This is a genomic window from Actinocrispum wychmicini (assembly GCF_004345645.1).
GTDB lineage: Bacteria > Actinomycetota > Actinomycetes > Mycobacteriales > Pseudonocardiaceae > Kibdelosporangium > Kibdelosporangium wychmicini.
The window spans coordinates 398,536-424,218 of sequence record NZ_SLWS01000006.1; the positions used below are offsets into that span (position 1 = coordinate 398,536).

25 protein-coding genes and 2 pseudogenes are annotated in these 25,683 nt (G+C 67.7%); 5 read left to right on the forward strand and 22 right to left on the reverse strand.

Annotated elements, in window-relative coordinates:
• The first annotated feature begins 68 nt into the window (after nt 1–68).
• The gene (locus tag EV192_RS28075; RefSeq protein ID WP_132120584.1) at nt 69–650 is read left to right on the forward strand and encodes a PadR family transcriptional regulator; all 582 of its coding nucleotides are present in this window, start codon (nt 69–71) and stop codon (nt 648–650) included.
• A gap of 322 nt (nt 651–972) precedes the next feature.
• Here the strand turns inward: EV192_RS28075 and EV192_RS28080 are convergent, their stop codons facing one another.
• The 3 genes from EV192_RS28080 to EV192_RS28090 are packed head-to-tail and all read right to left on the reverse strand — an operon-like array spanning nt 973 to nt 3,074.
• Nucleotides 973–1,203, reverse strand: coding sequence for a helix-turn-helix domain-containing protein (locus tag EV192_RS28080; protein ID WP_132120586.1), 231 nt, complete (start codon nt 1,201–1,203; stop codon nt 973–975).
• 50 nt (nt 1,204–1,253) lie between these two features.
• Entirely contained in the window at nt 1,254–2,312 is a 1,059-nt protein-coding gene (locus EV192_RS28085) for a threonine aldolase family protein (RefSeq protein ID WP_132120588.1), read from the reverse strand.
• A 9-nt stretch (nt 2,313–2,321) separates the two neighbouring features.
• Nucleotides 2,322–3,074 (reverse strand): class I SAM-dependent methyltransferase, encoded by a 753-nt coding sequence (locus EV192_RS28090; RefSeq protein ID WP_243727164.1) that lies wholly within the window; start codon nt 3,072–3,074, stop codon nt 2,322–2,324.
• Nucleotides 3,075–3,184: 110 nt separating this feature from the next.
• Here EV192_RS28090 and EV192_RS28095 point away from each other — a divergent pair, with 110 nt between their 5' ends.
• Nucleotides 3,185–4,009, forward strand: a complete 825-nt coding sequence (locus tag EV192_RS28095; RefSeq protein WP_132120590.1) for a VOC family protein — start codon at nt 3,185–3,187, stop codon at nt 4,007–4,009.
• Here the strand turns inward: EV192_RS28095 and EV192_RS28100 are convergent.
• The 5 genes from EV192_RS28100 to rpsB all read right to left on the reverse strand — a co-directional run bounded on the left by EV192_RS28100 (nt 4,006) and on the right by rpsB (nt 8,072).
• Nucleotides 4,006–4,842, reverse strand: a complete 837-nt coding sequence (locus EV192_RS28100) for a phosphatidate cytidylyltransferase (RefSeq protein ID WP_132121476.1) — start codon at nt 4,840–4,842, stop codon at nt 4,006–4,008. The genes EV192_RS28095 and EV192_RS28100 overlap by 4 nt on opposite strands.
• A 55-nt stretch (nt 4,843–4,897) precedes the next feature.
• Nucleotides 4,898–5,455 carry a ribosome recycling factor gene (gene frr, locus EV192_RS28105; RefSeq protein WP_132120592.1) on the reverse strand — a complete coding sequence of 186 codons (558 nt, stop codon included), beginning with the start codon at nt 5,453–5,455 and terminating at the stop codon, nt 4,898–4,900.
• Between the two features lie 26 nt (nt 5,456–5,481).
• Entirely contained in the window at nt 5,482–6,225 is a 744-nt protein-coding gene (pyrH, locus tag EV192_RS28110) for a UMP kinase (protein ID WP_279494309.1), read from the reverse strand.
• Nucleotides 6,226–6,347: 122 nt separating this feature from the next.
• A complete protein-coding gene (gene tsf / locus EV192_RS28115; protein ID WP_132120594.1) occupies nt 6,348–7,163 on the reverse strand; it encodes a translation elongation factor Ts in 816 nt (271 codons plus the stop codon).
• 81 nt (nt 7,164–7,244) lie between these two features.
• A complete protein-coding gene (rpsB, locus tag EV192_RS28120; protein ID WP_132120596.1) occupies nt 7,245–8,072 on the reverse strand; it encodes a 30S ribosomal protein S2 in 828 nt (275 codons plus the stop codon).
• Nucleotides 8,073–8,429: 357 nt separating this feature from the next.
• Here rpsB and EV192_RS28125 point away from each other — a divergent pair.
• Nucleotides 8,430–9,470 (forward strand): annotated as a pseudogene (locus EV192_RS28125) (M23 family metallopeptidase); the annotation flags it as partial.
• Nucleotides 9,471–9,521: 51 nt separating this feature from the next.
• On the opposite strand, the gene EV192_RS28130 reads toward EV192_RS28125, so the two are convergent.
• On the reverse strand, nt 9,522–10,466 hold the full coding sequence (locus EV192_RS28130; protein WP_132120598.1) for a FliA/WhiG family RNA polymerase sigma factor: 945 nt from the start codon (nt 10,464–10,466) through the stop codon (nt 9,522–9,524).
• Nucleotides 10,467–10,566: 100 nt separating this feature from the next.
• Nucleotides 10,567–11,505: a tyrosine recombinase XerC gene (locus EV192_RS28135; RefSeq protein WP_243727116.1), complete on the reverse strand. Its 939-nt coding sequence runs from the start codon at nt 11,503–11,505 to the stop codon at nt 10,567–10,569.
• A gap of 687 nt (nt 11,506–12,192) precedes the next feature.
• Between EV192_RS28135 and EV192_RS28140 the strand changes: the two are divergent.
• Nucleotides 12,193–12,528: pseudogene (locus EV192_RS28140) on the forward strand (RICIN domain-containing protein); the annotation flags it as partial.
• 55 nt (nt 12,529–12,583) lie between these two features.
• Here the strand turns inward: EV192_RS28140 and EV192_RS28145 are convergent.
• The 4 genes from EV192_RS28145 to EV192_RS28160 form a co-directional block, all read right to left on the reverse strand.
• Nucleotides 12,584–13,210, reverse strand: a complete 627-nt coding sequence (locus EV192_RS28145) for an NUDIX domain-containing protein (RefSeq protein WP_341770908.1) — start codon at nt 13,208–13,210, stop codon at nt 12,584–12,586.
• Between the two features lie 1,413 nt (nt 13,211–14,623).
• Nucleotides 14,624–15,877 (reverse strand): DNA-processing protein DprA, encoded by a 1,254-nt coding sequence (dprA, locus tag EV192_RS28150; RefSeq protein ID WP_341770909.1) that lies wholly within the window; start codon nt 15,875–15,877, stop codon nt 14,624–14,626.
• Between the two features lie 2,186 nt (nt 15,878–18,063).
• Nucleotides 18,064–19,578 carry a YifB family Mg chelatase-like AAA ATPase gene (locus EV192_RS28155; protein WP_132120608.1) on the reverse strand — a complete coding sequence of 505 codons (1,515 nt, stop codon included), beginning with the start codon at nt 19,576–19,578 and terminating at the stop codon, nt 18,064–18,066.
• A complete protein-coding gene (locus EV192_RS28160) occupies nt 19,578–19,955 on the reverse strand; it encodes a YraN family protein (RefSeq protein WP_132120610.1) in 378 nt (125 codons plus the stop codon). Before EV192_RS28160 ends, EV192_RS28155 begins: the two co-directional genes overlap by 1 nt.
• A gap of 256 nt (nt 19,956–20,211) precedes the next feature.
• Between EV192_RS28160 and pcaD the strand changes: the two genes are divergently transcribed.
• The gene (gene pcaD, locus EV192_RS28165) at nt 20,212–20,979 is read left to right on the forward strand and encodes a 3-oxoadipate enol-lactonase (RefSeq protein WP_132120612.1); all 768 of its coding nucleotides are present in this window, start codon (nt 20,212–20,214) and stop codon (nt 20,977–20,979) included.
• A 15-nt stretch (nt 20,980–20,994) separates the two neighbouring features.
• On the opposite strand, the gene EV192_RS28170 is transcribed toward pcaD, so the two are convergent.
• The 8 genes from EV192_RS28170 to rpsP all read right to left on the reverse strand — a co-directional run bounded on the left by EV192_RS28170 (nt 20,995) and on the right by rpsP (nt 25,598).
• Complete coding sequence (locus EV192_RS28170) at nt 20,995–21,309, reverse strand: DUF2469 domain-containing protein (RefSeq protein WP_132120614.1); 315 nt, start codon at nt 21,307–21,309, stop codon at nt 20,995–20,997.
• Nucleotides 21,306–22,022 carry a ribonuclease HII gene (locus tag EV192_RS28175; protein ID WP_243727165.1) on the reverse strand — a complete coding sequence of 239 codons (717 nt, stop codon included), beginning with the start codon at nt 22,020–22,022 and terminating at the stop codon, nt 21,306–21,308. The genes EV192_RS28170 and EV192_RS28175 overlap by 4 nt, the downstream gene beginning before the upstream one ends.
• A gap of 68 nt (nt 22,023–22,090) precedes the next feature.
• Nucleotides 22,091–23,092, reverse strand: coding sequence for a signal peptidase I (lepB, locus tag EV192_RS28180; RefSeq protein WP_424923394.1), 1,002 nt, complete (start codon nt 23,090–23,092; stop codon nt 22,091–22,093).
• A gap of 34 nt (nt 23,093–23,126) precedes the next feature.
• A complete protein-coding gene (gene rplS / locus EV192_RS28185; protein WP_132120620.1) occupies nt 23,127–23,486 on the reverse strand; it encodes a 50S ribosomal protein L19 in 360 nt (119 codons plus the stop codon).
• Between the two features lie 142 nt (nt 23,487–23,628).
• Nucleotides 23,629–24,390 (reverse strand): tRNA (guanosine(37)-N1)-methyltransferase TrmD, encoded by a 762-nt coding sequence (gene trmD / locus EV192_RS28190; RefSeq protein ID WP_132120622.1) that lies wholly within the window; start codon nt 24,388–24,390, stop codon nt 23,629–23,631.
• Between the two features lie 2 nt (nt 24,391–24,392).
• Nucleotides 24,393–24,905, reverse strand: coding sequence for a ribosome maturation factor RimM (gene rimM, locus EV192_RS28195; protein ID WP_132120624.1), 513 nt, complete (start codon nt 24,903–24,905; stop codon nt 24,393–24,395).
• A gap of 1 nt (nt 24,906) precedes the next feature.
• Complete coding sequence (locus tag EV192_RS28200; protein WP_033391510.1) at nt 24,907–25,146, reverse strand: RNA-binding protein; 240 nt, start codon at nt 25,144–25,146, stop codon at nt 24,907–24,909.
• The gene (gene rpsP, locus EV192_RS28205) at nt 25,143–25,598 is read right to left on the reverse strand and encodes a 30S ribosomal protein S16 (RefSeq protein ID WP_132120626.1); all 456 of its coding nucleotides are present in this window, start codon (nt 25,596–25,598) and stop codon (nt 25,143–25,145) included. The genes EV192_RS28200 and rpsP overlap by 4 nt, the downstream gene beginning before the upstream one ends.
• Nucleotides 25,599–25,683 lie beyond the last annotated feature (85 nt).

The window sequence follows — 25,683 nt, forward strand, 5'->3', positions numbered from 1 at the left end:
ATGCTTTCCGATATATCGTCGACACATCGGGTCGACGGTCGACCTGATCTACTCGAAGGAGCAACACCATGAGTTACGGAATCTTTGAACAGCGACGCTTCGGCCCCGAGCAGCGCCGAGGGCGCCGCGGACCCTTCCCCGGCGGCTTCGAGGACGCCTGGCCCCGTGGCCGCGGCATGGGCCGCGGGCGCGGCGGACCTGGCCATCGCGGGCGACGCGGCGACGTACGGGCGGCGATCCTCGCCCTGCTGGTCGAGCGCCCGATGCACGGCTACGAGATCATCCAGGAGATCGGCGAACGCAGCGGCGGCCTCTGGCGGCCCAGCCCCGGCTCGGTGTACCCGAACCTGCAGCTGCTCAGCGACGAAGGCCTGGTCACGTCGACCGGCGAGGGCACGGGCAGCCGGCGCGCGTTCGAGCTGACCGAGGCGGGCCGGACCGAGGCGGCCAAGCAGGAGACCCCACCGTGGGAGCAGGTCGCCGGTCAGTTCGACCCGCAGGACGTCGAACTGCGCACCGCGATCACCCAACTGGCCTCCGCGGTCCAGCAGGTCGCCCAGGCGGCCACCGCCGGCCAGAAGGCCCGCACGATCGAAACCCTCAACGAAACCCGCCGGGTGATCTACTCGATCCTCGGCTCCACGGAGTGACCAGGCGAACGGGCCGGCCCGGGGACACTCCCTGTCGCCGGCCTCGACCCCGGGGCCAGCGAACCAGACCAGCCCGCTGATGCGGCAGGTCGGTTCCTGGTCGCTGGGTCCCCGGTCACTGGGTTCCTGGTCGCTCGGTCGACGCTGCTCGGTCAACGCTGTTGGCGGCTGCGGCGGAATTGTCGGTCCCCTGCCGTAACGTTGATTTCAGGGGACCCCCAGGCGGGGACCCTCGTCGCGGCGTGGCAGCGGACTGGTTTGGAAGCGAGTGGCCTGGAAGCGGAGTTGCCCCGCGCCGGAACGCCAGAGGTCCGGGCCCCGCCTAGGACTCGTTCATCACCTCGATGAACCGCATCGCCAGCGGCTCGGCGGGCACCGTCTCCCCGGCCTCGAACCGCGCGACGGCGAGCGGCGGCAGCCCGGCCGCGGCCGCGAGCCGGTCCTGGGTCCATCCCCGTTCCTGGCGGGTGATCCGCACCAGCCGCACCAGATCCTCGGTGTCATGCGGGTGCTCCGCCTGGGCCGACTTGTACCAGTCGCCACGTCCGGTCACGATCAACACCCCTTGCCGTCCACACTGCCGCCGACGGCTCCACACTATCCTCAACCGGCCGCGAGCATCAGTTCGCCCACGTGGTCCCGGATCTCCGCGTCCTCGATGTCGTCGAACTGCTCGCTCACCGACACCTCGAAGCTGCAGCTCAACGGGTGCGCCGCGGGCGCGACCCGGCCGAACAGCCGGATCCCGGTCTTCTCGGCGAGCAGGGTCGCGTGGTCGAGCACCCGGTCCGGGTCAGCCGCCATGTGCACGTGGAACAGCGGTGTCTGCGGCGGTTCGGGCACGACCCGCACCCCGGGGATGCCGCCGAGCACAGCCGCCAGTGACCTGGCCCGTTGGTAGAACTCCGGCATCCGCGGCAACACCTCGTCCAGCCCACGTTCGCCGGCCAGCGCCATCGGCCAGGCGGACGACGTGTTGCCGCCGAGCCGGTCCCGCCAGATCCGGGCGTGCTCGACGAACTCGGTGTCGCCGGCCAGCAACGCGCCGGAGATCCCGAGTAGTCCTTTGTAGAGGGACACGTACACGCTGTCGAACAGGGCCGCGATCTCCGCGTGCGATCGCCGGTAGTACGGCTGTGCCTCCCACAGCCTGGCACCGTCCAGATGGGACGCGACGCGGTGCTCGCGGGTCCAGTCGACCTGCGCGACCAGGTCCTCCCATTCGGGCAGCCGGCCGCCGATGTCCCGCTGCGGTAACTCCAGCAGCAGCGCGGCGACCGGCTCCGCGACCGCTTCCAGATCGGTCAACTGAATGAGCGAGTAGCGGTCGCACACTGGCAGGCCGGTGAGGCCGTGCACGATCGCGTATCCCTTTCGCTCGTGTTGTTCCAGGTGGCACAGCGGGTGGAACGCGATCGTGCGGATGCCGCGCCGGTCGGCGTGGATGCGCATGGCGACCTGCTGGGCCATGGCCCCGGACGGGAACATCGCGGCGGCGGGTTTGCCCAGCAGGTCAGCGATCCGTCGCTCCAGCCGGGGCACCGCGCAGGCCCGTGACTCGTCCTCGCGCACCCGTTCCCGTAGCTGGTCGAGTACTACGGCCGGCCGGTGCCGTCGCGTCAACGCGAGGGACGTGGAACGGGGTGCGTCATCGATGGCCATGCTCCGACCCTACCCACCGCTTTGGACTAGACCACTTGGTTTACGACGGGTGCGCACCCGGTACCCGACGGCGAAGCTCACCCCCTGGACCTGGCTGATCGCCCTGCGCGCGACCGGCGCGGAGAACTCGATGCGCAGCACGGCTTCCAGGTTCGCGCGGGAGTCGAACCGCCACGTCGTGGTCACCGGGCGGGACTCGAAACCCTGCTCGGCGAAGAACGTTTCGATCTTCGCCGGTTCGTACTGCGGCAGATCAGCGCGCAGCCACGGACCGTACGGCTCGCTCGTCCCGTCCAGGTCGACGATCGCGAGCACACCACCGGGCCGCAGCACCCGGTCAGCCTCGTGCAGCCCCGGTTCGCAGCCAGGGCCGAAGAAGTACGCGGTCCGCGCGTGAACCACGTCCACACTCGCGTCCGGCAACGGCAACCGCTGAGCGGAACCGGACAGCACATCAACCGACGACGTCTCACCGATCCGCTGCCGCGCCCGCCGCACCAGTGGCTGATGTGGCTCAACCCCAACGACAGCGCGCGCGGACTCGGCGAACCGGGCCAAATGGAACCCATCTCCGCAGCCCACGTCGACCACGTCCAAACCCGACCAGTCACAGCGTTCCCGCAGGACACGCCATATCTCCCCGTCGACGTCCTGCGCCTGGTTCTCCACCTCGTACAGGTCAGGCCAGTGCCAGATGTTCGGGCTCGGCACCACGTCGTCCGGACGTATCGGCGCACGCAGAGCGGCCCGCGCACGGGACACGAGGCCGGGCAACCAGGTCAGCGACACGCAAACAGCAAACCACAAGGCGCAGTTCAGGCGTATCGTCCGCCCGTGGGCTTCGTCAAAGCCCGTCCCCACCGGAGGTCGCCATGCAGTTCGGCACACCCTGTTGGATCGATCTCGCCACTACTGACCCGAAAGCCAGCAGGGATTTCTACGGCGGCCTGTTCGGCTGGCAGTACCGGGCGAACACCTCAGGCGGCTACGTCACGGCCCTCGCCGACGACGTCCCAGCCGCTGGCTTCTACCGCGCACCCGACACCGAGACCAACAACGCGTGGACGCTTTACCTGGCCGTCCGGGACGGCAGGCGAACCGCCGAGCGCGTGGTCCAGCTCGGCGGCCGGATCGTCATGCCACCACAGCGGTTCGACAGCCAGGGCAGCCTGCTCGTGGCCGCCGACCCGGCCGGCGCCACGGTCGGCTTCTGGCAGCCCGACGGCGGCTGGCCCTTCGCCACCGGCACCAGGGGCGAGTTCCGCTGGGCCGAACTGAACACGTGGGACGGCGACGCCGCCGACAAGTTCTACGTCGACCTGTTCGGTTACCAGCTGGAGCAGATCGGTGACGGCATCGAGTTCGACTACACCACGTGGACGCTGCCGGGCGCCCGCACCCCGGTGCTCGGCCGGATGACGTTCGGGTCGGACTTCCCGCCGGGGAGCGTCCCGCACTGGATGGTCCACTTCGAAGTCGGCGAAGCCCTCGGCACGGACGAGGCCGCCGTGCTCGCCGTGCGGCTCGGCGGGCGGCTGCTGTCCGAACCGGCGAACTCGCCGTTCGGCCGGTTCTCGGTCGTGGAGGACCCGTCCGGCACGGCGTTCACCCTGATCGACACGTCCAACCGGTACACGCCGCACGCGCCGACCGAGGACGAACTGGGCAGCGCCAACGACGACCCGTATGACGACTAGACGGGTACGAAAAGACGCAGCAGCAACCAGGACACGACGGCGGACGGCAGCAACGAGTCCATCCTGTCCATGACGCCGCCGTGTCCCGGCAGCAGGGTGCCCATGTCCTTGATGCCGAGGTCGCGCTTGATCAACGACTCGACGAGATCGCCGAGCGTGGACACCAGCACGATCGCGGCGCCGAACAACGCGCCCTGCCACCACTGGGCGTGCAGCATCAACGTCAACGACAGCCAGCCGCCGACGACACCGGCGACCATCGACCCGGAGAAGCCCTCCCAGGACTTCTTCGGGCTGATCGTCGGCGCCATCGGGTGCTTTCCGAACAGCACACCGGCGGCGTACCCACCAGTGTCCGAAGCGACCACCGCGATCAGGAAGCACAGCACCCGCGCGACACCGTCGTGCGGGACCACGAGCATCGCCGCGAACGACGCGAACATCGGCACGTACGCGGCGGTGAACACGGACGCCGAGATGTCCCGCAGATAGCCTTCCGTGCCGCCACGGAACCGCCACAACAAGCACGCCAGAATCGTGACGACAAAAGCCGACAGCACGCCGTTGCGTTCGAACGGCCACGCCAGCCACACCATCGCCTGGCCGCCCAGGAGCACCGGCCAGAACGCGACCCGGATGTTCGCACTGCGGCGCAGCGTGGTCGTCAGCTCGTAGGTGGCACCGCCGGCCGCGAGCGCCACGATGCCGATGAAGATCTCCCTGACCGTCACCAGCGACACGATCACCGCGGCACCCAGCGCCAGCCCCACCGCGATGGCGGCGGGCAGGTTCCGGCCGGCCCGGGACTTCTTGTCCCCGGCCGGCTCGCCCATATCGGTGCTGTGGGGATCTTCGCCGGAACTCACGTTCCGCTTCGTCGGCCCGGACCTAGACCTCAAGAAGCTCGGCTTCCTTGTGCTTCACCAGTTCGTCCACCTGAGCCACATAACGGTCGGTCACGTGCTGGAGTTCCTTCTCCGCGCGGGCCACGTCGTCCTCGCCCGCCTCGCCGTCCTTGGCGATCCGGTGCAGCTCCTCGTTGGCCTTGCGGCGGATGTTGCGGATCGAGATCTTGGCGTCCTCGCCCTTGTGCTTGGCGGTCTTCACCATCTCCTTGCGGCGTTCCTCGGACAGCTGCGGGATCACGATCCGGATGATCGACCCGTCGTTGCTCGGGTTCACGCCAAGGTCCGAGTCCCTGATCGCCTTCTCGATCGCGTTGAGCTGGGTGGCGTCGTACGGCTTGACGATCGCCATCCGCGCCTCCGGGATGTTGATGCCGGCCAGCTGGTTCAACGGCGTAGGCGAACCGTAGTAGTCGACGACGATGCGGGAGAACATGGTCGGAGTGGCCCGTCCGGTGCGCACCGCGGCGAGGTCCTCCTTGGCGACATGCACCGCCTTTTCCATCTTCTCCTCGGCGTCGAGGAGTGTCTCGTCGATCACGGCTTCTCCTTGGTTCTCGGCTCTGCTCAGACCGTACTCGCGGGGGTGCTCACCAGGGTGCCGATCCTCTCACCACGGACCGCGCGGGCGATGTTGCCCTCGGTCAGCAGGTTGAACACGACGATCGGCATGTTGTTGTCCATGCAGAGGCTGAACGCGGTCGTGTCGGCCACCCGCAGGTCCTTCTCCAGCGCCTCACGATGCGTGATGTGCTCGAACATGGTCGCTTCCGGGTGCGTCTTCGGGTCGGCGGTGTAGACCCCGTCGACGGCCTTGGCCATCAGCACGACCTCACAGCCGATCTCCAGCGCGCGCTGCGCGGCGGTGGTGTCGGTGGAGAAGTACGGCATGCCCGTGCCGCCGCCGAAGATCACCACGCGGCCCTTCTCCAGGTGCCGCATCGCGCGCCGCGGGATGTACGCCTCGGCGACCTGGCTCATCGTGATCGCGGTCTGCACCCTGGTCTCGATGCCCTGCGTCTTCTCCAGGAAGTCCTGCAGCGCCAGGCAGTTCATCACGGTGCCCAACATCGCCATGTAGTCGGCCCTGGCCCGGTCCATGCCGCGCTGCTGCAACTCGGCGCCCCGGAAGAAGTTGCCGCCCCCGATCACCACGGCCACCTGGGTCCCCGCGCGGACCACCTCGGCGATCTGCCGGGCGACCGTCTGCACGACGTTGGGGTCGACGCCAACGCCGCCCCCACCGAACATCTCGCCGCCGAGCTTGAGCAGCACTCTCCGGAACGGCTTCGGGAAGTTGCCTTCGGTCACATCTCCTCCTGGCGGCCTGGGGACTTGCGGATACGCGAAGGCGGGGTCACGGGCGTCGTACCGACGTCCGTGACCCCGCCCGTCAAGCTGTCATCGCTGCGTTGTGGTGGCTGAGGCCTGGATCAGGCCTGGCCGACCTCGAAGCGGGCGAACCGGGTGACCGTGACACCTGCCTCGTCCAGCTGGGCCTTGACGGTCTTCTTCGAGTCCGTGACCGACGGCTGGTCCAGCAGCACGACGTCCTTGAAGAAGCCGTTCACCCGACCCTCGACGATCTTGGGCAGCGCGGCGTCCGGCTTGCCTTCCTCACGCGCGGTCTCCTCGGCGATCCGGCGCTCGTTGGCCACCAGGTCCTCGGGCACGTCGTCGCGGGTCAGGTACCGGGCCTTCAGCGCGGCGACCTGCATCGCGGCGCCACGGGCGGCCTCGGCGTTCTCGCCGTTGTACTCGACCAGCACGCCCACGGCCGGCGGCAGGTCGACGGACCGGCGGTGCAGGTAGGTCGCGACCGGGCCGTCCAGCACGACCACCTTGGCCAGCTCGAGCTTCTCACCGATCTTGGCCGACAGCGCCTGCACGGCCGCCTCGACCGTCTGGCCGTCCAAGTCGGCGGCCTTGAGGACCTCCACGTCGGCCGGCTTGACGGCCTGGGCGACCCGCAGGATCCGGTTGGCCAGCTCCTGGAAGTCCAGGTTCTTGGCGACGAAGTCGGTCTCACAGCGCAGTTCGACCATCACGCCGCCGTCCGCGGCAACCAGGCCGTTGGCGGTGGCCCGCTCAGCCCGCTTGCCCACGTCCTTGGCGCCCTTGATGCGCAGGAACTCGACGGCCTTGTCGAAGTCGCCATCGGACTCTTCCAGGGCCTTCTTGCAGTCCATCATGCCGGAGCCGGTGAGCTTACGCAGCCGCGCGACGTCCGCGGCGGTGTAGTTCGCCATCGTGCGTTATTCCGTCCTTGTCAAGTGTGCGGCCGGTACCCGCCCCTGATGGTCGGCGGGTACCGGAATCTTGGCGTCGGGTCAGGACTCGGGCTGCGCCGGGGTGTCCCCGGCGTCCGCGGACGCGCTGACCAGCAGGTCGCGCTCCCACTCCGGCAGCGGCTCCTCGGCGGCACCCGGCTCGGGCTTGTCGTCACCCTCGACCGCGGCGCCGTTGCGACCGGACCGGGCGATCAGGCCGGCGGCGGCGGCCTCCGCGACGACCTTGGTCAGCAGCGCCGCCGACCGGATGGCGTCGTCGTTGCCCGGGATCGGGTAGTCCACCTCGTCCGGGTCGCAGTTCGTGTCCAGGATCGCCACCACCGGGATGTTCAGCTTGCGCGCCTCACCGACCGCGATGTGCTCCTTCTTGGTGTCCACGATCCAGATGGCGCTCGGCACCTTGGACATGTCGCGGATACCGCCGAGGGTGCGCTCCAGCTTGTCCTTCTCCCGGGTCAGCATCAGGATCTCCTTCTTGGTGAGACCCTGGAAGCCGCCGGTCTGCTCCATCGACTCGAGTTCCTTGAGCCGCTGGAGGCGCTTGTGGACGGTGGAGAAGTTGGTCAGCATGCCGCCGAGCCACCGTTGGTTGACGAAGGGCATGCCAACCCGCAGCGCCTCGTTGGCGATGGCCTCCTGCGCCTGCTTCTTGGTGCCCACGAACAGGATCGACCCACCGTGCGCGACCGTCTCCTTGACGAACTCGAAGGCCCGGTCGATGTAGGTCAGCGTCTGCTGCAGGTCGATGATGTAGATGCCGTTGCGCTCGGTGAGGATGAATCGCTTCATCTTCGGGTTCCAGCGGCGGGTCTGGTGCCCGAAGTGCACGCCGGAGTTGAGCAACTGCCTCATGGTGACGACGGCCATGGCCGGATTCGCACCTCTTCTGTCCTGGCATGCCGGCCGGTGTGGTCAGGCACGCGAATCGGTTTGCCGCGGTGAGCCGGGTGGTCCACCGCCCTGGTGCCGTACCGGCGCCCGAACCCACAACAGAAACTCGTCGTGAGACCGGCGGGCGTCGTCACCGGTCCGTGAGGCCGGTTCGTACTGGCACGCGAAGTCGTCCCGTGAATCCACGGGCCGCGTGAGCAGTGTACGCCGACCCACCGACAATCCCCGCATCGCGGGACCGGGTCAACCCCCACTTATCCACATCCCCCACAGTTGTCCACAGCAAGCCAGAAGGGACTTCCGGATCATCGAACGCCTGGGCAAGCTGAAATCATGACCCCATTCCCCCAGCTCATCGCCCTGGCCCTCCTCCTTACAGCCCCCACCGCCCCCCAACCGAACACAACGCCGCCGGCCAGCACCCCATGGTCCCCGCCCACAGCGCACCTCGCCAGTTCACCGCGATCCACCTGGCCCCACCCACCCGCAGCCCACAGCCCACCCGCATCCCCGCCCACGAACACCACTCGCCTAACGCCAATCACCCCCACCCCGCCGCCAATCACCCACATCCCGCCGAACCCACCCACCGTCATCGCCGAGCCCAAATCGCCGTCCTTCTCCCCACCGTCCTTCTCCCCACCGTCAATCGAGCCACGCGTCCTCACATCACCCAATCCCGCCAAACCGCCCACCAACACGTCCCCACCACCCCACCTCGCCAGATCACCCAACGACCCATTCCCACCACCAGCCCAGCCACACCGCCTCGCGCTACACGGGCTCGCCAAACCGCCCGCCGACACATCCCCACCACCCCAGCCACATCCCGCCACGCCACGCCATCTCACCCAACCACCTGCCAACAGCACCCAACCCCCAACCCAGCCACCCTCACTCCCACCACCCCACCTCGCCGAATCACCCACCAACCCATCCCCACCACCAGCCCAATCACACTCCGCCTCACCACCCCATCTCCCCAGACCACCCACCGCTGGCTTCCCTCGTGCGCCGTCGGTCCGGTCGCGTTTCTCCTGGCCGCTGTCTCCTCCGCACCCCGTTGTCCGTCCGTTCATCCCGCCCCTTGGTCCCTATGGGCCTGGACATCGTGGGGTCGATCTCGGCGGCGTGGCCGATCAGGTGGTACTCGCCGCCGGAGATGGGATCGTGGTGTTCGCCGGCATGGTGGTGGACAGGCCGTTGGTGTCCGTAGAGCACTCGGGCGGGCTGCGAACCGTCTACGAGCCTGTGTCACCGGTGGTGGTGAGAGGACAGACCGTCCGGCAGGGTGACGTGATCGGCCATCTCGTGCCAGGCCATGGGCAATGCCGAACCGCCTGCCTGCACTGGGGCGCGCGGCGAGGCGGCGAGTATGTGGATCCGTTGCGGTTGTTGGCCCTTGGGCATGTACGGCTGTTGCCGTCAGGCGTCGGACTGCTCCACCAGTTTGGCTCGCAGGCGCAGCACCGCGCGGGTGTGCAGCTGGCAGACGCGCGATTCCGTCACGCCGAGGACCTTGCCGATCTCGGCGAGCGTCAGGTTCTCGAAGTAGTACAGCGTCACGACGATCCGGTCCCGCTCGTTGAGCTGCTCGATCGCGCCGGCCAGCTGGCGCCGGTTGTCGAGGTCGACCAGGGTGGCGACGGGATCCTCAGCACCTTCGTCCGGCAGGGTTTCGGCGAGCGATGCCGTGCCCCGACCGGCCGCGACCAGCTCGTCCAGGGCGACCACGCTGGTGAGCTGCAGCTGGGCGTAGAGGTCGTGCAGGTCGTCGAGGGTCATGTCGAGCTCGGCGGCCAGTTCACGGTCGCTGGGCTGGCGCTGCAGGCGGGCGCCGAGGCGTTCGAGGGCACGCTCGACCTCGCGGGCCCGGCCACGGACCGATCGCGGCACCCAGTCCTGGGACCGCAGGTCGTCCAGGATGGCGCCACGGATGCGCTGCATGGCGTACGTCTCGAACTTCAGGCCACGCTCGGGCTCGAACTTCTCGATCGCGTCGACCAGGCCGAAGATGCCGGACTGCACCAGGTCACCGACGTCGACGTGGGCGGGCAGGCCGGTGCCGACGCGGCCGGCGACGTACTTGACCAGCGGCGCGTAGTGCAGCACGAGCCGGTCCCGCAGGCGCTGTTCGCGCTCCTTGCCGTACTCGCGCCACAAGGCGACGATGCCGGCTTCGACATCGTCCGCGGTCCGGTGGTCGCCCGGCAGCACTCCGTCGGGCTGGCCAGCCCCGTAAGGCGCAGCCCACCCGTTCGTGGGCCGCGCTTCGGGCTCGGGTACGGCCACAGTGCGAGAACCTCTCCCTGCGTTGTCCGATCTCGTTGGATCGGGGGTCACCTGATCCAGCCTGGAGCCGCGCGACATGCCGTCCAGCTTAGGAGCTTTCCGTGTTCATCTCGCCCCCTAGTGTTGGCAAATTGTCACGGCGCGTCGCGTCGTACCGATGGCCGGTACACGTTTACCACTACGACCTGGGATGAGCCTGGTCGTGCACACTCCGTAGCCGCTCAACGGTCACGTGTGTATACAGCTGTGTCGTGGCCAGAGTGGCGTGACCGAGCAACTCCTGGACGCTGCGTAGGTCCGCGCCTCCCTCAAGCAGATGCGTCGCCGCGGTGTGCCGCAAGCCGTGCGGACTCAGGTCGGGCGCCCCGGGCACCGCCATGAGCGCCTGGTGCACGATCCGCCGGACGCTGCCGGGCTGCAGGCGGCCGCCACGCACCCCGAGCAACAGCGCCGGTGGCGACTTGTCGTTCACCAACTCCGGGCGTCCCTCGGCGAGCCAGTCGAGCACGGCTCGTTGGGCGGGCGCGCCGAAAGGCACTGTCCTTTCCTTGTCACCCTTACCGACCACGCGCAGAACTCGCCGGTCGGTGTCCACGTCGTCGACGTCCAGGCCACACAGTTCGGAGACTCGGATCCCAGTCGCGTACAACAGCTCCACGACCGCCCGATCCCGCATTGCTACGGGATTACGTTCGGTGGCCCCGGATTCCGCGGCCCGCATCAGGTCGTCGGCCTGGTCACGCCGCAGCACCGAAGGCAGCTTCCGGTGCGGTCGGGGGGCGACAAGCCGCGCGCCCGGGTCGGTCGCGATGTGCCCACGTCGGTAGGCCCACGCGGTGAACGTCCGCGCCGCGGCCGACCGACGCGCCAAAGTCGTCCGCCCGGTTCCGGCCGACCGCTGGCCAGCCAGCCAGGCCCGCAGCCCCGGCAGGTCAAGCTCGTGCCTTTCCTGCTCGCCAGTCCCCAGTACGTCCAGACCACGCACGTAACCGAGGAGGGAGACCGCGTCACCCACATAGGCACGCACTGTGTGCGGGGACAACCCACGCTCAGACCGCAGATGCCGCTCATAGGCATCCACGATGTCCCCGTCGGGTGGCGGCAGGGCGGCCCTCACCTTGAGAAGGTCAACCCGGTGGCGGCGGGAACTCGGTGACACAAAGGACAACGCTGCGCGGTCGGGTGAACGGGGTCAAGCACCGCCACACCCCAACTTCGCCGGCCGACGACCGAGCAGCCAGTCAGCCTGCCTCGATCCGTCTCGTTAGCGCCCGAAAGGAGGAAAAATAAGTCCAAAACAACCCATCACCAGATGTCCAACTGGACACCCAGCCGGCAACCGAGCTCCCATCGCGGCCCGAGCGCGACGCTTGGGCGGACAGGGGGCGGCCCACCAAAGCTGTCCCACGGTCCCGCGCACAGGTTGGACAACACCCAACGATTGATTCCCTCACGGCGACCTACCATTGCAGTTTACCACACTACAAAAACAGGTGGATGCGAGGGCCAAACCCTTATACGACGCCCCCGGCGCATTGCCGATGTAGCTTTCATGGCGTCACATGCCTCAAAAAGGGAAGAGAATGAAACGTCTTCTAGCGATGGCGTTGATCGCAGTCGCGGCTCCTTTCGTCGTTCCGGTGACCGCCTCGGCCACCACCGGAAGTCCGGAGGCCGCGCTCGCGGCACAGGGCGGCGGAATCCGGGAGAGCGCCGGCGGCTTCCTTGACGACTGGGGTGGATGTCGCTGCGACGGTGACCAGATCCGGGTTTACAACAGTGCCCACCCAACAACAACGAGAAGTGGTGGTTGGAGACGGTCGGCAAGGCCGCGGACCACAACTACTACATTCACCTGGCCGGCACAAGCAAATGCCTGGACATTCCCGGCGGAACACTGAAAGTCGGGCAACCACTACAGCTGTGGGAGTGCAACGGCTGGAACAAGGCTCAACTGTTCCACATCTTTCCGCGCGGAAGCTCCAGTGACCTGACGTATCGGATCATGGGCAACTGGGGCGGGACCGACGGCCCAGACCTGTGTGTGGACGTCTGGCATCCCGCCAACAACGGTGACCAGGTCAGGTTGTGGAGCTGCGGCCACAGCGACGAGTACTACCACCAGTACTGGGTCTTTTAGAACTGGCACCGCGGGGCTCGGTGCCCTGCACCCATTCAGAAGCGAACGTCCGTACTCACGCGCCCAACCGCACCGGCTGCGCCGGAACACCGAAGGCGACCAGCACGCCCAGCAGGTTGAGCAGGTCGCGAGGTGAGAACAGGTCAGGACCGCCATAACCGGCGATGTCCCGCAATGACCACCAGCGCCACCCGGTGATCCATCCTTGGGCCAGTTCCACATCCGTCATCAACCCGCGGGGCGTGAACGACGAGGTCCGTACCAGGAAGTAGTCGTTCACGACCCCGTCATAGCCGGCGACATACTTCGACCCAGTGGCCTCCTGGCTCCACACGTGCGGCCCCAGGTCACTGATCGTCAACCCGATCTCGTCCCGCAACTCGCGTGACAACGCATCCATCGGTGTCTCACCCGACTCGACACCACCCCCAGGAGTCGCCCACACCACAGCCGTCTTCAACCGGTGCCGCCCCAGCAAGACGCGATCAGCCTCATCAAGAACAACGGCACGCACCGAGTGACGAATATTCGACCCAACCACCCGATCACCATAGCCAAAGCCCTGTCCAAGCTCGCGGAACCCGACACAAGGCCACGACAGCAATACCTCATCGGGTGGATCACCACGCCAATGCTGACGGTCGCAAGCCCCTTTTCCCGGCGGCCACCCACAGCGGTTCACCCCATCGAGTGAGAGCCGGATCCCCCAAGCACTTACAGGTGTAGCCGTAGGCCTCGCGGACTACTCACAGTCGACCCGCCTCCTCAACGAGAGACCTGTGCCGTCGGCGATGTCGACAGATCGACGCCCAACCCGCCCCGGGCAGCATCAAAACAGTGGCATCAAACAGACGGACACGTCACGCCACCCCGACCCAGCCAGCGGACCAACGCCCATGTCCCCAGCCAAGTCCAGCGGACCAACGCTCAACACCCTGACACAGCCAGCAGACCGACGCCTCACGCCCCAGCAAACCCGGCGCACCAACGCCTCACGTCCTGGCAAGTCCGGCCCACCAACGCCCACACCGCCGTCAAGCAAATGGATGCCGTGTGCGCCGATAGGTTGGAGGGTGGCCGCGGCAGACCGTGTCGTCTCCGCTGATGCCGGTGCCCTGTGACAGGGTCTACCGGGCCGCTCTTGGCCCGAACCCAGCGGAGTCAACGACCGTACGTCGCCGTGTCCGGCGCCAGCCAGAGCTCACGTGATTCGAGCCAGTGCCCAACGCGCTCGACAGTGCCGCCCGAACTATGGCGCCGATCGAGTCACTGGGGCGGCCGAACGGCCATGCCAACCAAACGGCCACGCCAGCCAAACGGCCATGGCAGCCAAACAGCCATGGCAGCCGAGCCGCCGTCTTGATCGGACCACCATGCCAGCCCACCCACCACGCCGGCAGTTGCCCGATGCCGGCTGTAGCACGGTGCCAGCCGGACAACGGTGCCAGCCGGGCCACGGTGCCGATCGAGCCGCCGTGCCAGTCCGACCATCGCCCCGGTCGAACCGTCGTGCCAACCCAAGCACCGTCCCAATCGGGCCACCATGCCCGGTCCACCATCGACCCGGCCCGGCCACGGTGCTGTCGAATCGCTATCCATGACGCGACTGTCATGCCATTCGAACCGCTGTGCGGGTCGAACGATCGTCCCAATCGAACCGGCATGCCCAGCCCAACCGCCACGCAAGCCGAGCCACCATGCCAGTCCAACCGCCACGCCAGCCCAATCGCGACGCCAACCCAACCACCATGCCAACCCAGCCGCTACGCCAGCCCAACCGCCACGCCAACCGAGCCGCTAGGTCAGCCGGACTGCCATGCTCGGCCCGGCTGCTACGTCAGGCGAACTGCCCGACGCCCAGCAGCCCTGCCGCTATGCCCGCCGGACGGCCTCCACGCCCAGCCTCCACGCCCAGCCTGGCCGTTGTGCCGGTCGAGCCGTCGGGCTGTGTCGGCTGCTCGTTGGGCTATGGAGCTGGAGTCTCGGGGAGTTGAGCAGTTGATCTGGGCCAGTCATCCCGTCCTGGGGCGGTGGCCTTGGCGTTGCTCTGGTTCCTTGGGCGATGGTCGCGTTGGGGTTGTGGTGGTGAGGACGTTCAGGTTGGGGCCGGTTGTTGGTTGTTTGTCTGCTGTGTTTGGGGTGTGGGTGGTGCTTTTGTTGGGTTGTGGTTGGCTTTGGTTCGTCGCCAGCCGGTTTCGGGTCTGTCTGCCAGGCCGAGGAGTTCCAGGGCTGGGAGGACTGCTCGGACTCTGGTCAGGGCCACGCCGGACAGTTCGGCGATCCGTTCGGCGGACTGCTCGATGCGTGGTTCGAGGGCCTCGTGGACTCGGAGGGCGTCGCCTTCCAGGCTGTCTGTGGGGCGGGATTCCGTTGTCGGCTTTGGTGCGAGGTCGTCGCCGAACTGGCCGACTGCCTCGATGACGTGGGCGGCTGTGCAGACTGTTGTCGCCAGGCCGTCGCGGAGGAGTTCGTGGCACCCGGCGGACATCGCGGACGTCACCGGGCCGGGGACGGCCATCAGCACGCTCCCCAGGGCAGCGGCGGACGACGCTGTGTTACGTGCGCCGCTGCGTACTCCTGCCTCGACGACGACCGTGCCCGCGCTCAGAGCTGCGATCAGCCGATTCCGCACAAGGAACCGGTGCCTGGCAGGCTGGGTTCCCGGCGGGTACTCGCTGACGACCAGGCCTCGGCCGGTGATCCGGTCGAGCAACTGGGTGTGGCCCGCCGGATAGCTCTGGTCAATTCCGCACGCCAAGACCGCGAGTGTTCTCCCCTCGGCGTTCAAGGCACCTCGATGGGCGCAGCCGTCGATTCCATACGCCGCACCAGACACAACGGTCATCCCGTTGCGTGCCAACTCATAGGCCAAGTCCGTGGCGACATGCTCCCCGTACCCGGTGGCCGCCCGTGCGCCCACAACCGACACAGCCCGCTCCAACAGCTCGCTCAGCAACGCCTTCCCGCGAACCCACAGTCCCAATGGCGGACACGCCCACCGAAGCCCACGCCCGGCCGCGTTCGCCAACGGCAGCAAAGCCCACGCCGGCCATTCCGCGTCTCCAGGAACTACCAACCGCCCGCCGACTCGTCGGGCCGCCGCCAGATCTTCAGCAGCCTTGTCAACAAGACGTCGGGAAGAGGTCGCTTCAAGAACGGCGTCCGGCACGTCGCCAGACCGAATCATCCGAGCGGCCTCAACGGCCCCTACATGGCCAACGAGATCCACAACAGCGGGAGCAGGTGGCTCGGCCACCCTGACCAAGTACGCCCACGCGAGGCGCTCCTCCTCACACCCGGACATCACGCCACCCTGAACCTGTCGTACCGAGCACGCAAAACTGTCCATGTTGGACAATGGAACGATTCGAAGACGCAGCTGTGGGTGGCGCCGCAGAAGCGGTTTCGGCAGACCCGGACGCAGCGCGAGTGGCTGGGCTTGAGGCTTGACAGTCACGTCGATCGGCAGGGTTGTGGCGACCGGGATACGCGCCTGACCCAGCGAGCCGCCGCAAAGCGTGCAGGTGAGCGAGGAACTTGCTGGCGCCCTGGAAGCGCACTTCCGCCCGCAGAGGCTCTGCGCGTGTTCCCGAGCGGTGTGCGGCGAACCCAGCCAGGGCCGTAGGCATCCCGTAGATCAAGGCCATCACAGGACCCGCCAGGTCGGTGATCGCGAACAGGACCGCCGGCAGGCAGAACATCAGCCATCGTGTCGGTAGCGGCATGTCCTGAACCAGTCGCCACCAGGCGAAGCCACAGTTCGGCATGTGCCGACGTTGGCCAACGGCGCGACCAGCCCGCGTACGAAGTTCAGCAGCAACTCTGCCACTACGGTGGGCAGTGCGTGCGCGAACATCAGCCTGCGATCGCTGAGGCTCACCACCAGGCTGGCCTCCAACTACGGCGGAGTACGCAGGGCCGGGACCATCGATCGCAGTCCGCCGGGCGCGGACAGCAGGATCAACACACCGACCGCGCCCTCTCACTCGGTGCCGCACGGGCCTACCAACCGCCGGGTAAGTCAGCCCTTGGCGACCCTGCGCCGGGCTGTACCGGGTGGCCACCGGTGGCGGTCCTAGCGGTAGCGGACGGTGCAGGTAGGTGATGGGGACAAAACTGTCGGGCAGGTGTTCGTCGATCGTGGCCCGGTCGGAGAACTGGGACATGTCACGAATTTCAGCCAGGTCGCTCGCTGGATGGATGTAGGTGGTTCGGGCGAGGTCGCGGTGGCGTTCCACATCGATCACGTCGCACACGCGGTCTAGGCAGGATCGCACTACTCTCCGAGCGAACTCCATGATCGTGCGCCAGGCCGCGCGGATGCGCGAACAGCTCGGCAACGCATGCCGGCCTCGACTTCGCGGACCACGCCTCAGTGAACTGCTCTTTCGAGGAACTGCGGCTTTCTGTCCACTTTGGAAGGTCGCGTTGGGGAGGCGAGGGCCAATGTCGAAGATCTCGAACACAGCGAGGGAGGCGATTGCTCCGGCCCTCGGATGGAACGCGATGGCAAATGTGATGACGCGTGGCACTCGGGAGATGTGGTACGGGTCATTGAAGCGACTGTGGCTGAACATTGGGAGTTGTCCGTTCGTGGGTACAGGCAGATGGAATTGCTGGGCTTGACGCCGGCGTGCATGGCGCGACGAGGTCATTGGTCGGTCGGCGCACCAATGTGTTGGAGGCTGTCTGCTTGGATGGGCCTGTCAAACAGTGAAGGTCGTGGCGGGTGTGAACCTCAGCCGTGTCATGTCGCCCGTTCCGGGCGCATGGACCGCAAGTGTGGCAACTACACTGTTGGCTGGCTCACGCTCGCCGAGCGGCAGCGAGGCGCCGAACGCTGAGTCCGCGCACCGTCTCGTGGACAGGCAGCGGTTCCAGTGGGTGATCGAGCAGGACGACTTCCCTCGGCAGAGGTGGAGGTCAGACCTTGCATCGGCCGTCCAAACACCTGGGCTGCAACGTGCTGACGCGTTCCTGACCGGCGGTGCTTGGTCGGGCGGCTCCAGGGCGCCACAGTGCTGGCCTGCAGGTCAGTCACCATGGTGCCGCCGTCCGTAGCGCTGGTCCAGCCGCATGCACTCGTCGCCCGGCATGCGCCCGGCCGCACGCTGAGCGTCTATTCCACAAAGCTCACAGTGGAGTTGGCCGGTGACACGCCGCCCGTTCGACTTTCGAGGGCACAAGCGGTTGCCACACCGGTGAAAGGACCAGTCTTGACAAGGGGGCCACGACACCTCGGCCTCCTCCTCCCCGATGCGGCAGATGGTGCGGGTCAACGGGCACTGGGCCGGTCTCGATCCGGAGCGCTGCGGGGACTGCAGGCAGCAGGCTGCGGTGGTCGCCGGGTTCACTGGCTGGTTGGGTTTGCGGCGTCGTTGTGCTTTGGTCATGGGATTCCGGCTTCCGGGTGGATGGTTCGCGAGGTCCTGGCGTTCTGGGCTACCAGTCACGCGGTGGACGGCGACAGGTCTGTTACCTGAGGTGGATGGGCCGCAGGGGCCCGTTGGTCGCGAGGGAGGCAGTTGTAGGTCGTCAAGCTGCTCGCCGGTCACGGAAGTCGAGGGCCGCTGCGACGTGGTCGGCGTCGGGTTTTTCCAGACCTGCCAAATCCGCGAGTGTCCAAGCAACTCGGAGACAGCGATCCGCCCCCCGTGCCGTGACGGCTCCGGTGCTCAGACCTCGGTCCAGGAGCGCCGTTGCTTGACGGGGCAGGGCGAGTTCTCGGCGTAGGTAGGGGCCGGGCACTTCCGCGTTGGTCGTCCAGCCCTGGGTGGACCACCGGTCGCGGGCACGCTGCCTTGCTTGACGCACTCGGGTACGGACCGTGCTTGTCGGTTCCGGCCTTGAGTCGTCCGTTATGGACATTCGGGTGATGGGCCGCATCCGCACCCTCAGGTCGACCCGGTCCATCAACGGACCGGACAGACGCGTGATGTAACGGCGACGGGCCGCTGGGGTACACGTGCAGTCAGTGTCCCGGGGTGGCGCGCAGGGGCAGGGGTTGGTCGCGAGGATGAGTTGGAACCTGGCGGGGTAGGTGACGACGCCGTCTCTTCGGCCGAGGCGGATCTCGCCGTCTTCCAAGGCTTCCCGCAGGGCGTCCAGCCGGTCCGGGGCGAACTCGCAGGCCTCGTCCAGCAGGAGGACGCCGCGGTGGGCTTTGCTGATCACACCGGGTTTGGCGATGCCCGTTCCGCCTCCGACGAGGGCCGCTCTGGACGCGGTGTGGTGGGGTGCGATGAAGGGTGGGATGGTCACGAGCGGAGACTCGGTGCGGAGCATGCCGGCGACGGAGTGGATCGCCGTCACTTCGAGGGCCTGGTCCTGGGTCAGCGGTGGGAGCAGGCCGGGCAGGCGGCGGGCGAGCATGGTCTTTCCCGTTCCTGGTGGGCCGATCAGCAACAGGTTGTGGCCGCCCGCGGCGGCGACCTCCAGTGCCCACCGCGCGTCCGGTTGGCCGAGCACGTCGGCAAGGTCCGGCGCGACCGGTTCGGGCGGGGGCACGGCGGGGTCCGGTGCGGTCAGGCCGTTGTCTTCGCCGCGCAGCCATCGGGTGACTTCGGCGAGGGTGTCCGCGCCGAGCACCTCGATTCCGCTGACCAGCGCGGCCTCCGGCAGGGTCGCCTTCGGCACGACGGCACGGCTCAGGCCGATCCGGCGGGCGGCGAGCAACGCCGGGAGCACACCCCGGACCTCCCGGATCCGGCCGTCCAACGCCAGTTCACCGACCAGCACGGTGTTGCCCAACAGGTCGTCGGGGACGATCTCGGCAGCGGCGAGGACGGCGCACGCGAGCGCCAAGTCGTAGCCGGAGCCCCCTTTCGGCAGGGTGGCGGGTGACAGCGCAAGCGTGACGGCCTGGTCCGGCCATTCCTCGTCACTGTTCCGCACCGCCGCGCGCACTCTTTCTTTGGCCTCGTTGAGCGCCGTGTCCGGCAGGCCGACGATCTGGGTTCGTGGCCGTCCGCCGCCGATGTCCGCCTCGATCTCGACCGGCACACCGTCCACTCCGAACAGTGCGACCGACCAGGTGTGTGCCAGCCGCATCAGAAAGCCCCTTTCCAGTGCCGGATCCGGGGTGTGGTGTTCGGCGGCCAGACGATCGACATGATGTCGCCCCTGATCGGCACCCAGGGAACTTTGAAGTGCGCCAGCCAGTGCGTGGCGACGAGCCGGACACGTCTGGCCTTCTCGTCGTCCACGGCTTCGGCCGGGGTGCCGAAGCCGCCGCCGCTTCGGGTCTTCACCTCGCAGGCGACCAGGACTCGGGCGCTGTCGTCGGTCAGCAGGATGTCCACTTCGCCTTCTCGGCAACGCCAGTTGCGGATCAGGAACTTCAGTCCGTGTCGGGTCAGGTAGTCGACTGCCAGGTCTTCGCCTCGCTTGCCCAGTTCGTGTCGCGGGTTCGCTGGTCGGGTCGTCATCGTGCGCCTCCTCGGTCGCGTCGTTGGGGTTGCTGGTTCGAGCTTGTGGGGTGGGGGGCGAGTGGGCCAGCGGGTGGGTTTTGGTTGTGGACAGGTCGGGGGGATGTGGACAACTCGGCCGTTGTCGATCTTGAAATGGCGGGAATGTCGGTGGGGTGTGTTAACGGGCCGCGCACGATGGGTGTGCCTGAACGCCGGAACCCACTAGGGTGCTTCCGGACCCCCAGACTGGCCCACCGGCGCTGAAGGGAACGAAGTGAAGCCCGTCGAGGTGCACTACACGATCGAGGGCCCGCACGACGCCCCAGTCGTCCTCCTCTCCGGCTCGATCGGCAGTTCGACCGACATGTGGCTGCCGCAGCGCGAGGCGCTGGCCGACGAGTACCGAGTGATCAGCTGCGACCACCGCGGGCACGGCAAGTCACCCGTTCCGCCCGGGCCGTACAGCGTGGCGGAGATGGCGACCGACGTGTTGGCGCTGCTGGACCGGCTGGACGTCGAGAAGGCGCACTTCTGTGGGCTGTCGCTGGGCGGCGCGATCGGCATGTGGCTCGGCCGCTACCACCCGCACCGGATCGACCAGCTCGTGCTCGCGTGCACCTCGGCGAACTTCGGACCGAAGGAGATGTGGGCGGACCGGATCGACCTGGCGCGCAAGGAAGGCATGGAGTGGATCGCGGGCCTCAGCATGCCTCGCTGGCTCACCCAGGGCTTCATCGACCAGGAGCCGCAGACCGCCGAGCGGGTCCGGACGATGCTCGCGAGCACCCCGCTCGACGGGTACACCGGCGCGTGCGAGGCCATCGGTGACTGGGATTTCGCCGACAAGCTCCCCGACCTGCCCACGCCGACCCTGGTGATCGCCGGGTCCGAGGATCCGTCGACCCCACCGGAACACGCGCGCGAGATCGCGGCGCTGGTGCCGAGGTCCCGGATGGTGGTGCTCGACGGCGCCGCGCACCTGGCGAACGTGCAACGGGCGCCGGAGTTCACCGACCTGCTACGGGCCCACCTGCTTGGTTGAGGCCGCCGGGGTGGCTCAGAGGCCGTCCTCGGGCAGGCGTAGCTCGGGTTTGTCCAGTTCCTCCACGTTGACGTCCTTGAAGGTGATCACGCGGACGTTCTTGACGAACCGGGCGGGGCGGTACATGTCCCACACCCATGCGTCCGACATGCGCACTTCGAAGTACACCTCGCCGTCCGCGTCCCTGATCTGCACGTCGACCGAGTTGGCGAGATAGAAACGCCGTTCCGTCTCCACCACGTAGGAGAACTGGCCGACGATGTCGCGGTACTCCCGGTAGAGCTGCAGCTCCATCTCGGTCTCGTACTTCTCGAGATCCTCCGCACTCATCCGACCCGAGCTCCTCCTCGTCCCGATTCCGCCCCTTGCCGAGGGGAGCCCCCATTGTGAACCACGTCGACAGCCGCCACACTCAGCGCCACCCGGCGCGGCGGGCGCAGGCCGTGCTTGATGCCCGCGGACGCCACGTTCGAGTACGACCAACGGTGGACCGCACTGGGGCCGTGCTCACCCAGCGCCTCATGGTGCCTGCCGGTGATGTAGCCCTTGTGCTCGTCGAAACCGTAGATCGGTAGCTCGTCGTGCAACTCACCCATTATCCGGTCCCTGGTCACCTTGGCCAGCACGGACGCCGCTGCGATACACGCCACATGTAGGTCGCCCTTGATCACCGCGACGGTGGGCGCGGTCATGCCGGGGATCCGGAAACCGTCCGTGAGCACGTATCCGGGCTGGATCCGCATGCGGGCGACGGCTCGGCGCATGCCCTCCAGGTTGGCGTACCCCACCCCTCGAGAATCCACCTCATCGGGTGGAATCACGACTACTGAGTGATCCAGGGCACGGGCGAGCACGATGTCGTACATCCGGTCCCGCGCCGTCGGCGTCATCAGTTTCGAGTCGGTGAGGTCCTCGAACCTGGCCGCGTCACCGGGTTTCAGTACGCAGGACGCGACCACCAGGGGGCCCGCGCACGCGCCTCGGCCGGCTTCGTCGACTCCGGCGACCGGGCCGAGGCCACGTCGTTCGAGTGCGCCCTGCATCGCCCAGGTCCCGCCGTCACGCCGGACGGGAACGCGCGGCGGGCGCAGGCTCGTGGAGACCGGCACGGCTACTTCCGATCGGATCCCTTGAGACGTACGGTCACTGCCCTGCCGGCGCGGCGACCGACCCAGAACACCGGATACGCCAGCAGCACGCCACCGCCGACCGGGATACCTTCCTGCCACGCGGGCGCGGCGGCCAGCGTCTGCGGGTTCGGGTCGGTGATGCCGCCCCAGCGACCAGGCGGGAGCACGATGATCTGCGCCTTGCCGATCACGTTGTCGATCGGTACGACCCCGCTGTAGTTCGGCACGTCGCTCAGGCCACCGCCGCCCTGGAAGCGGGAGTCCGACGAGTTGTTGCGGTTGTCCCCCATCACCCAGAGGTTGCCCGGCGGCACCGTGACCTCGGCGAACGCCTGGCGCTCGTTGGGCCCGCCGCCCTCCCAGTAGACGTACGGCTCCTTGAGCGGCTTGTCGTTGACGTAGACCGTGCCGTTCGCGTCGCCCCGGACCTTCTGCCCGGGAGTGGCGATGACGCGCTTGACGAAGTCCTTCTCGTCCGGCGGGGCGAGGCCGATGACCGAACCCAGCTGCTCGAAAAACCGGACAAAGGCGTTGGTCGAACGATCGGTGCTGAATTCGTTCTGTACCCACGGTTCCGGCCCCTTGAACACGACGACGTCGCCAGGCTCCGGGTCGGTGAAGTAATAGGTGACTTTTTCCACCAGGATGCGGTCGCCATTACACCCGGGGCAGCCGTGCAACGTCTGCTCCATCGAGCCGGACGGGATCACGTACACCCGGGCGAGGAACTGCTGGATCAGGAAGACCAGGACCAACGCGACCCCGATCAGGATCGGCAGTTCCTTCCAGAAGGACATCTTCTTCTTTTTGGGCTTACCCGTTTCCGTTTCGTCCGAAGAGTCCGGAGCGGGCTTGCCACGCCGGGACTCATAAATCCCCGGCTCGCGTTGCTCTTCGGACTTTCCGGATTCAACCGGACCAGTCACTTCTTCCGGACGCTCCGGATCATCCCCGGGTGCGTTCGAGTGCACGGGATTAACCACGTGGTCAGGTTACCGGCAGCCGCTGATGATCGTCTCAGGCGCCCGACGGCGTTTCGCGCTTCTCCTTGATCTTGGCCGCCTTGCCGCGCAGTTCGCGCAGGTAGTACAGCTTGGCCCGGCGGACGTCACCGCGCTTGGCCACCTCGATCTTGGCGATGTTCGGGGAGTGCACCGGGAAGGTGCGCTCGACGCCCACGTTGTACGAGATCTTGCGGACCGTGAAGGTCTCCCGGATGCCACCGCCCTGCCGGCGGATGACCACACCCAGGAACTCCTGGACCCGGGAGCGCGAGCCCTCGATGACGCGGACGTGGACATTCACGGTGTCGCCCGGCCGGAAGTCCGGGATGTCGGAACGCAGCGACTGGGCGTCCAGTGCATCCAGGGTGTTCATCGGTGTCCGTCCTCGTCATCGGGAGTGCTGTACGTGGTCCCGGCAGGCACGACCGCAACCGGGTGCCGACCTGGGAGGGGGCTTTGTGCGCGCCAGGGCATCACGCCCGTGACGGCAACAACTGGGTAAGTATGACAGGTCGTCAGGGCGGAGGCGAAATCGGCCCTGCCCGCAGCTGGTCGAGCAGCTTGCGGTCGTGTTTGTCGAGCGCGCCTTCGGGCAGCTGTTCCAGCAGGTCAGGGCGCCGGAAGAAGGTGCGTTCCAGTGCCCGGTCGCGGCGCCAGCGGTCGATCGCGGCGTGGTTGCCGGACCGGAGGACGTCGGGCACCGGGAAGTCGCGCCACACCTCGGGACGCGTGTAGCTCGGGCCTTCGAGCAGGCCGTCGGAGAACGAGTCCTGTTGCGCCGACGCCGGATTGCCCAGCACACCGGGCAACAGTCGGGCGATGGCCTCGACCATGACGAGCACGGCGACCTCGCCGCCGACGAGCACGTAGTCCCCGATGGACACCTCGTCGACGGGCATCCGCTGGGCGGCGTCGTCGATCACGCGCTGGTCGATGCCCTCGTACCGGCCGCACGCGAACACGAGCCACGGCTCGGTGGCGTACTGCCTGGCCGTCTCCTGGGTGAACGGCCGACCCGCGGGACTCGGCACGACCAGGCGCGGCGTTCCCGAGCCGCACACGGTGTCCAGGGCGTCGCCCCACACCTGAGGTTTCATGACCATGCCCGGACCGCCGCCGTACGGGCTGTCGTCGACGGCCTTGTGCACGTCATGCGTCCAGTCACGCAGGTCGTGGACGTCGACGCCGATCAGGCCGCGGTCGATGGCCTTGCCGAGCAGCGCTGCCCGCAGCGGCGCGAGGTACTCGGGGAAGATCGTGACGACGTCGATCCGCATGGTCAGTCCAGCAGTCCCTCGGGCGGATCCACGACCACGCGCCGGCCCGGGATGTCCACCTCGGGCACGATCTCGCGGACGAACGGCACCAGGACCTCCCCGCCGCCGGCCCGGTCGACGGCCAGCAGCTCGCCGCCGGGGCTGTGCAGGACCTCGCGGACCACGCCGATCTCGGTGCCGTCGACGAGGAACGCGGTCAGTCCTTCGAGTTCGTGGTCGTAGAACTCGTCCGGATCGTCGGACGGCGGCAGGGAATCGGTGTCCGCTAGCAACAGCGCACCCCGCAGAGCCTCTGCTTCGGTACGGCCAGGGATCTCGTCGAAACGGACGAGCAGGCGCTCGCCGTGCGCGCGTACGGCGGTGAGCGTCAACGGTCGAGAGCTGCCGTCGCGCAGCCGTGCGGCCACGACAGCACCGAGAGCGAAACGCTCCTCAGGTGAGTCCGTGCGCACATCCACGGCGAGTTCGCCGCGAATGCCATGCGCCTTGGCCACACGGCCGACGACGACGTCCATCTCAGTGGTCGGTGTCCACCACGTCCACGCGAACGCCACGGCCGCCGATGCCTGCCATGACTGTGCGCAGGGCGGTGGCCGTACGCCCGCCCCGACCGATCACCTTGCCGAGATCGTCGGGGTGGACGTGGACCTCCAGGGTGCGGCCCCGGCGCGTGGTCACCAGCTCCACCCGGACCTCGTCCGGGTGGTCGACGATGCCTCGCACCAGGTGCTCCAGCGAGTCCGCGAGGAAGCTCACGCGTCTTCCTTGGCGCCCTCGTCCGGCTTGGCCGCGGCCTCGTCGGCCTTGGCGTCACCCTTCTTGCCGCTCCTGCGCTTCGGCGTGGTGGCCTCGGTGACGGGCTCCTCACCGGCGGCGGCCAGCGCGGCCGCGAACAGCTCCGCCTTGTCCGCCTTGGGCTCCTTGGTCTTCAGGGTGCCCTCGGCGCCCGGCAGGCCCTTGAACTTCTGCCAGTCACCGGTGATCTCGAACAGGTGCTGGACCGGCTCGGTCGGCTGCGCGCCCACGCCCAGCCAGTACTGGGCCCGCTCGGAGTCGACCTCGATCAGGCTCGGCTCCTGCTTCGGGTGGTACCGGCCGATGGTCTCGATGGCCTTGCCACTGCGGCGGGTGCGTGAGTCGGCGACGACGATGCGGTAGAACGGCGCACGGATCTTTCCGAGACGCTGCAGCTTGATCTTGACTGCCACGGGTTGTGGACTCCTTGACGTACTGGTTCTCCAGGGTGGATCTCGCGCGACCCGAGTGGGGGCACCGGGAGCGAGGCCCGAATGG

Excerpts from the sequence above, each read along its gene's own strand:
- EV192_RS28100 (WP_132121476.1), bottom strand. The coding sequence starts at position 4,842 with ATGGGCGAGCCGGCCGGGGACAAGAAGTCCCGGGCCGGCCGGAACCTG.
- EV192_RS28160 (WP_132120610.1), bottom strand. The coding sequence starts at position 19,955 with ATGACGACCCGACCAGCGAACCCGCGACACGAACTGGGCAAGCGAGGC.
- trmD (WP_132120622.1), bottom strand. The coding sequence starts at position 24,390 with ATGCGGATCGACGTCGTCACGATCTTCCCCGAGTACCTCGCGCCGCTG.
- EV192_RS28085 (WP_132120588.1), bottom strand. The coding sequence starts at position 2,312 with ATGGCCATCGATGACGCACCCCGTTCCACGTCCCTCGCGTTGACGCGA.
- EV192_RS28075 (WP_132120584.1), top strand. The coding sequence starts at position 69 with ATGAGTTACGGAATCTTTGAACAGCGACGCTTCGGCCCCGAGCAGCGC.
- EV192_RS28175 (WP_243727165.1), bottom strand. The coding sequence starts at position 22,022 with ATGCAGGGCGCACTCGAACGACGTGGCCTCGGCCCGGTCGCCGGAGTC.
- EV192_RS28130 (WP_132120598.1), bottom strand. The coding sequence starts at position 10,466 with ATGTCGCGCGGCTCCAGGCTGGATCAGGTGACCCCCGATCCAACGAGA.
- EV192_RS28170 (WP_132120614.1), bottom strand. The coding sequence starts at position 21,309 with ATGAGTGCGGAGGATCTCGAGAAGTACGAGACCGAGATGGAGCTGCAG.
- rpsB (WP_132120596.1), bottom strand. The coding sequence starts at position 8,072 with ATGGCCGTCGTCACCATGAGGCAGTTGCTCAACTCCGGCGTGCACTTC.
- rplS (WP_132120620.1), bottom strand. The coding sequence starts at position 23,486 with ATGAACACCCTGGATGCACTGGACGCCCAGTCGCTGCGTTCCGACATC.
- rimM (WP_132120624.1), bottom strand. The coding sequence starts at position 24,905 with ATGGACGTCGTCGTCGGCCGTGTGGCCAAGGCGCATGGCATTCGCGGC.
- EV192_RS28095 (WP_132120590.1), top strand. The coding sequence starts at position 3,185 with ATGCAGTTCGGCACACCCTGTTGGATCGATCTCGCCACTACTGACCCG.
- EV192_RS28155 (WP_132120608.1), bottom strand. The coding sequence starts at position 19,578 with ATGCGGCTGGCACACACCTGGTCGGTCGCACTGTTCGGAGTGGACGGT.
- dprA (WP_341770909.1), bottom strand. The coding sequence starts at position 15,877 with ATGGACAGTTTTGCGTGCTCGGTACGACAGGTTCAGGGTGGCGTGATG.
- tsf (WP_132120594.1), bottom strand. The coding sequence starts at position 7,163 with ATGGCGAACTACACCGCCGCGGACGTCGCGCGGCTGCGTAAGCTCACC.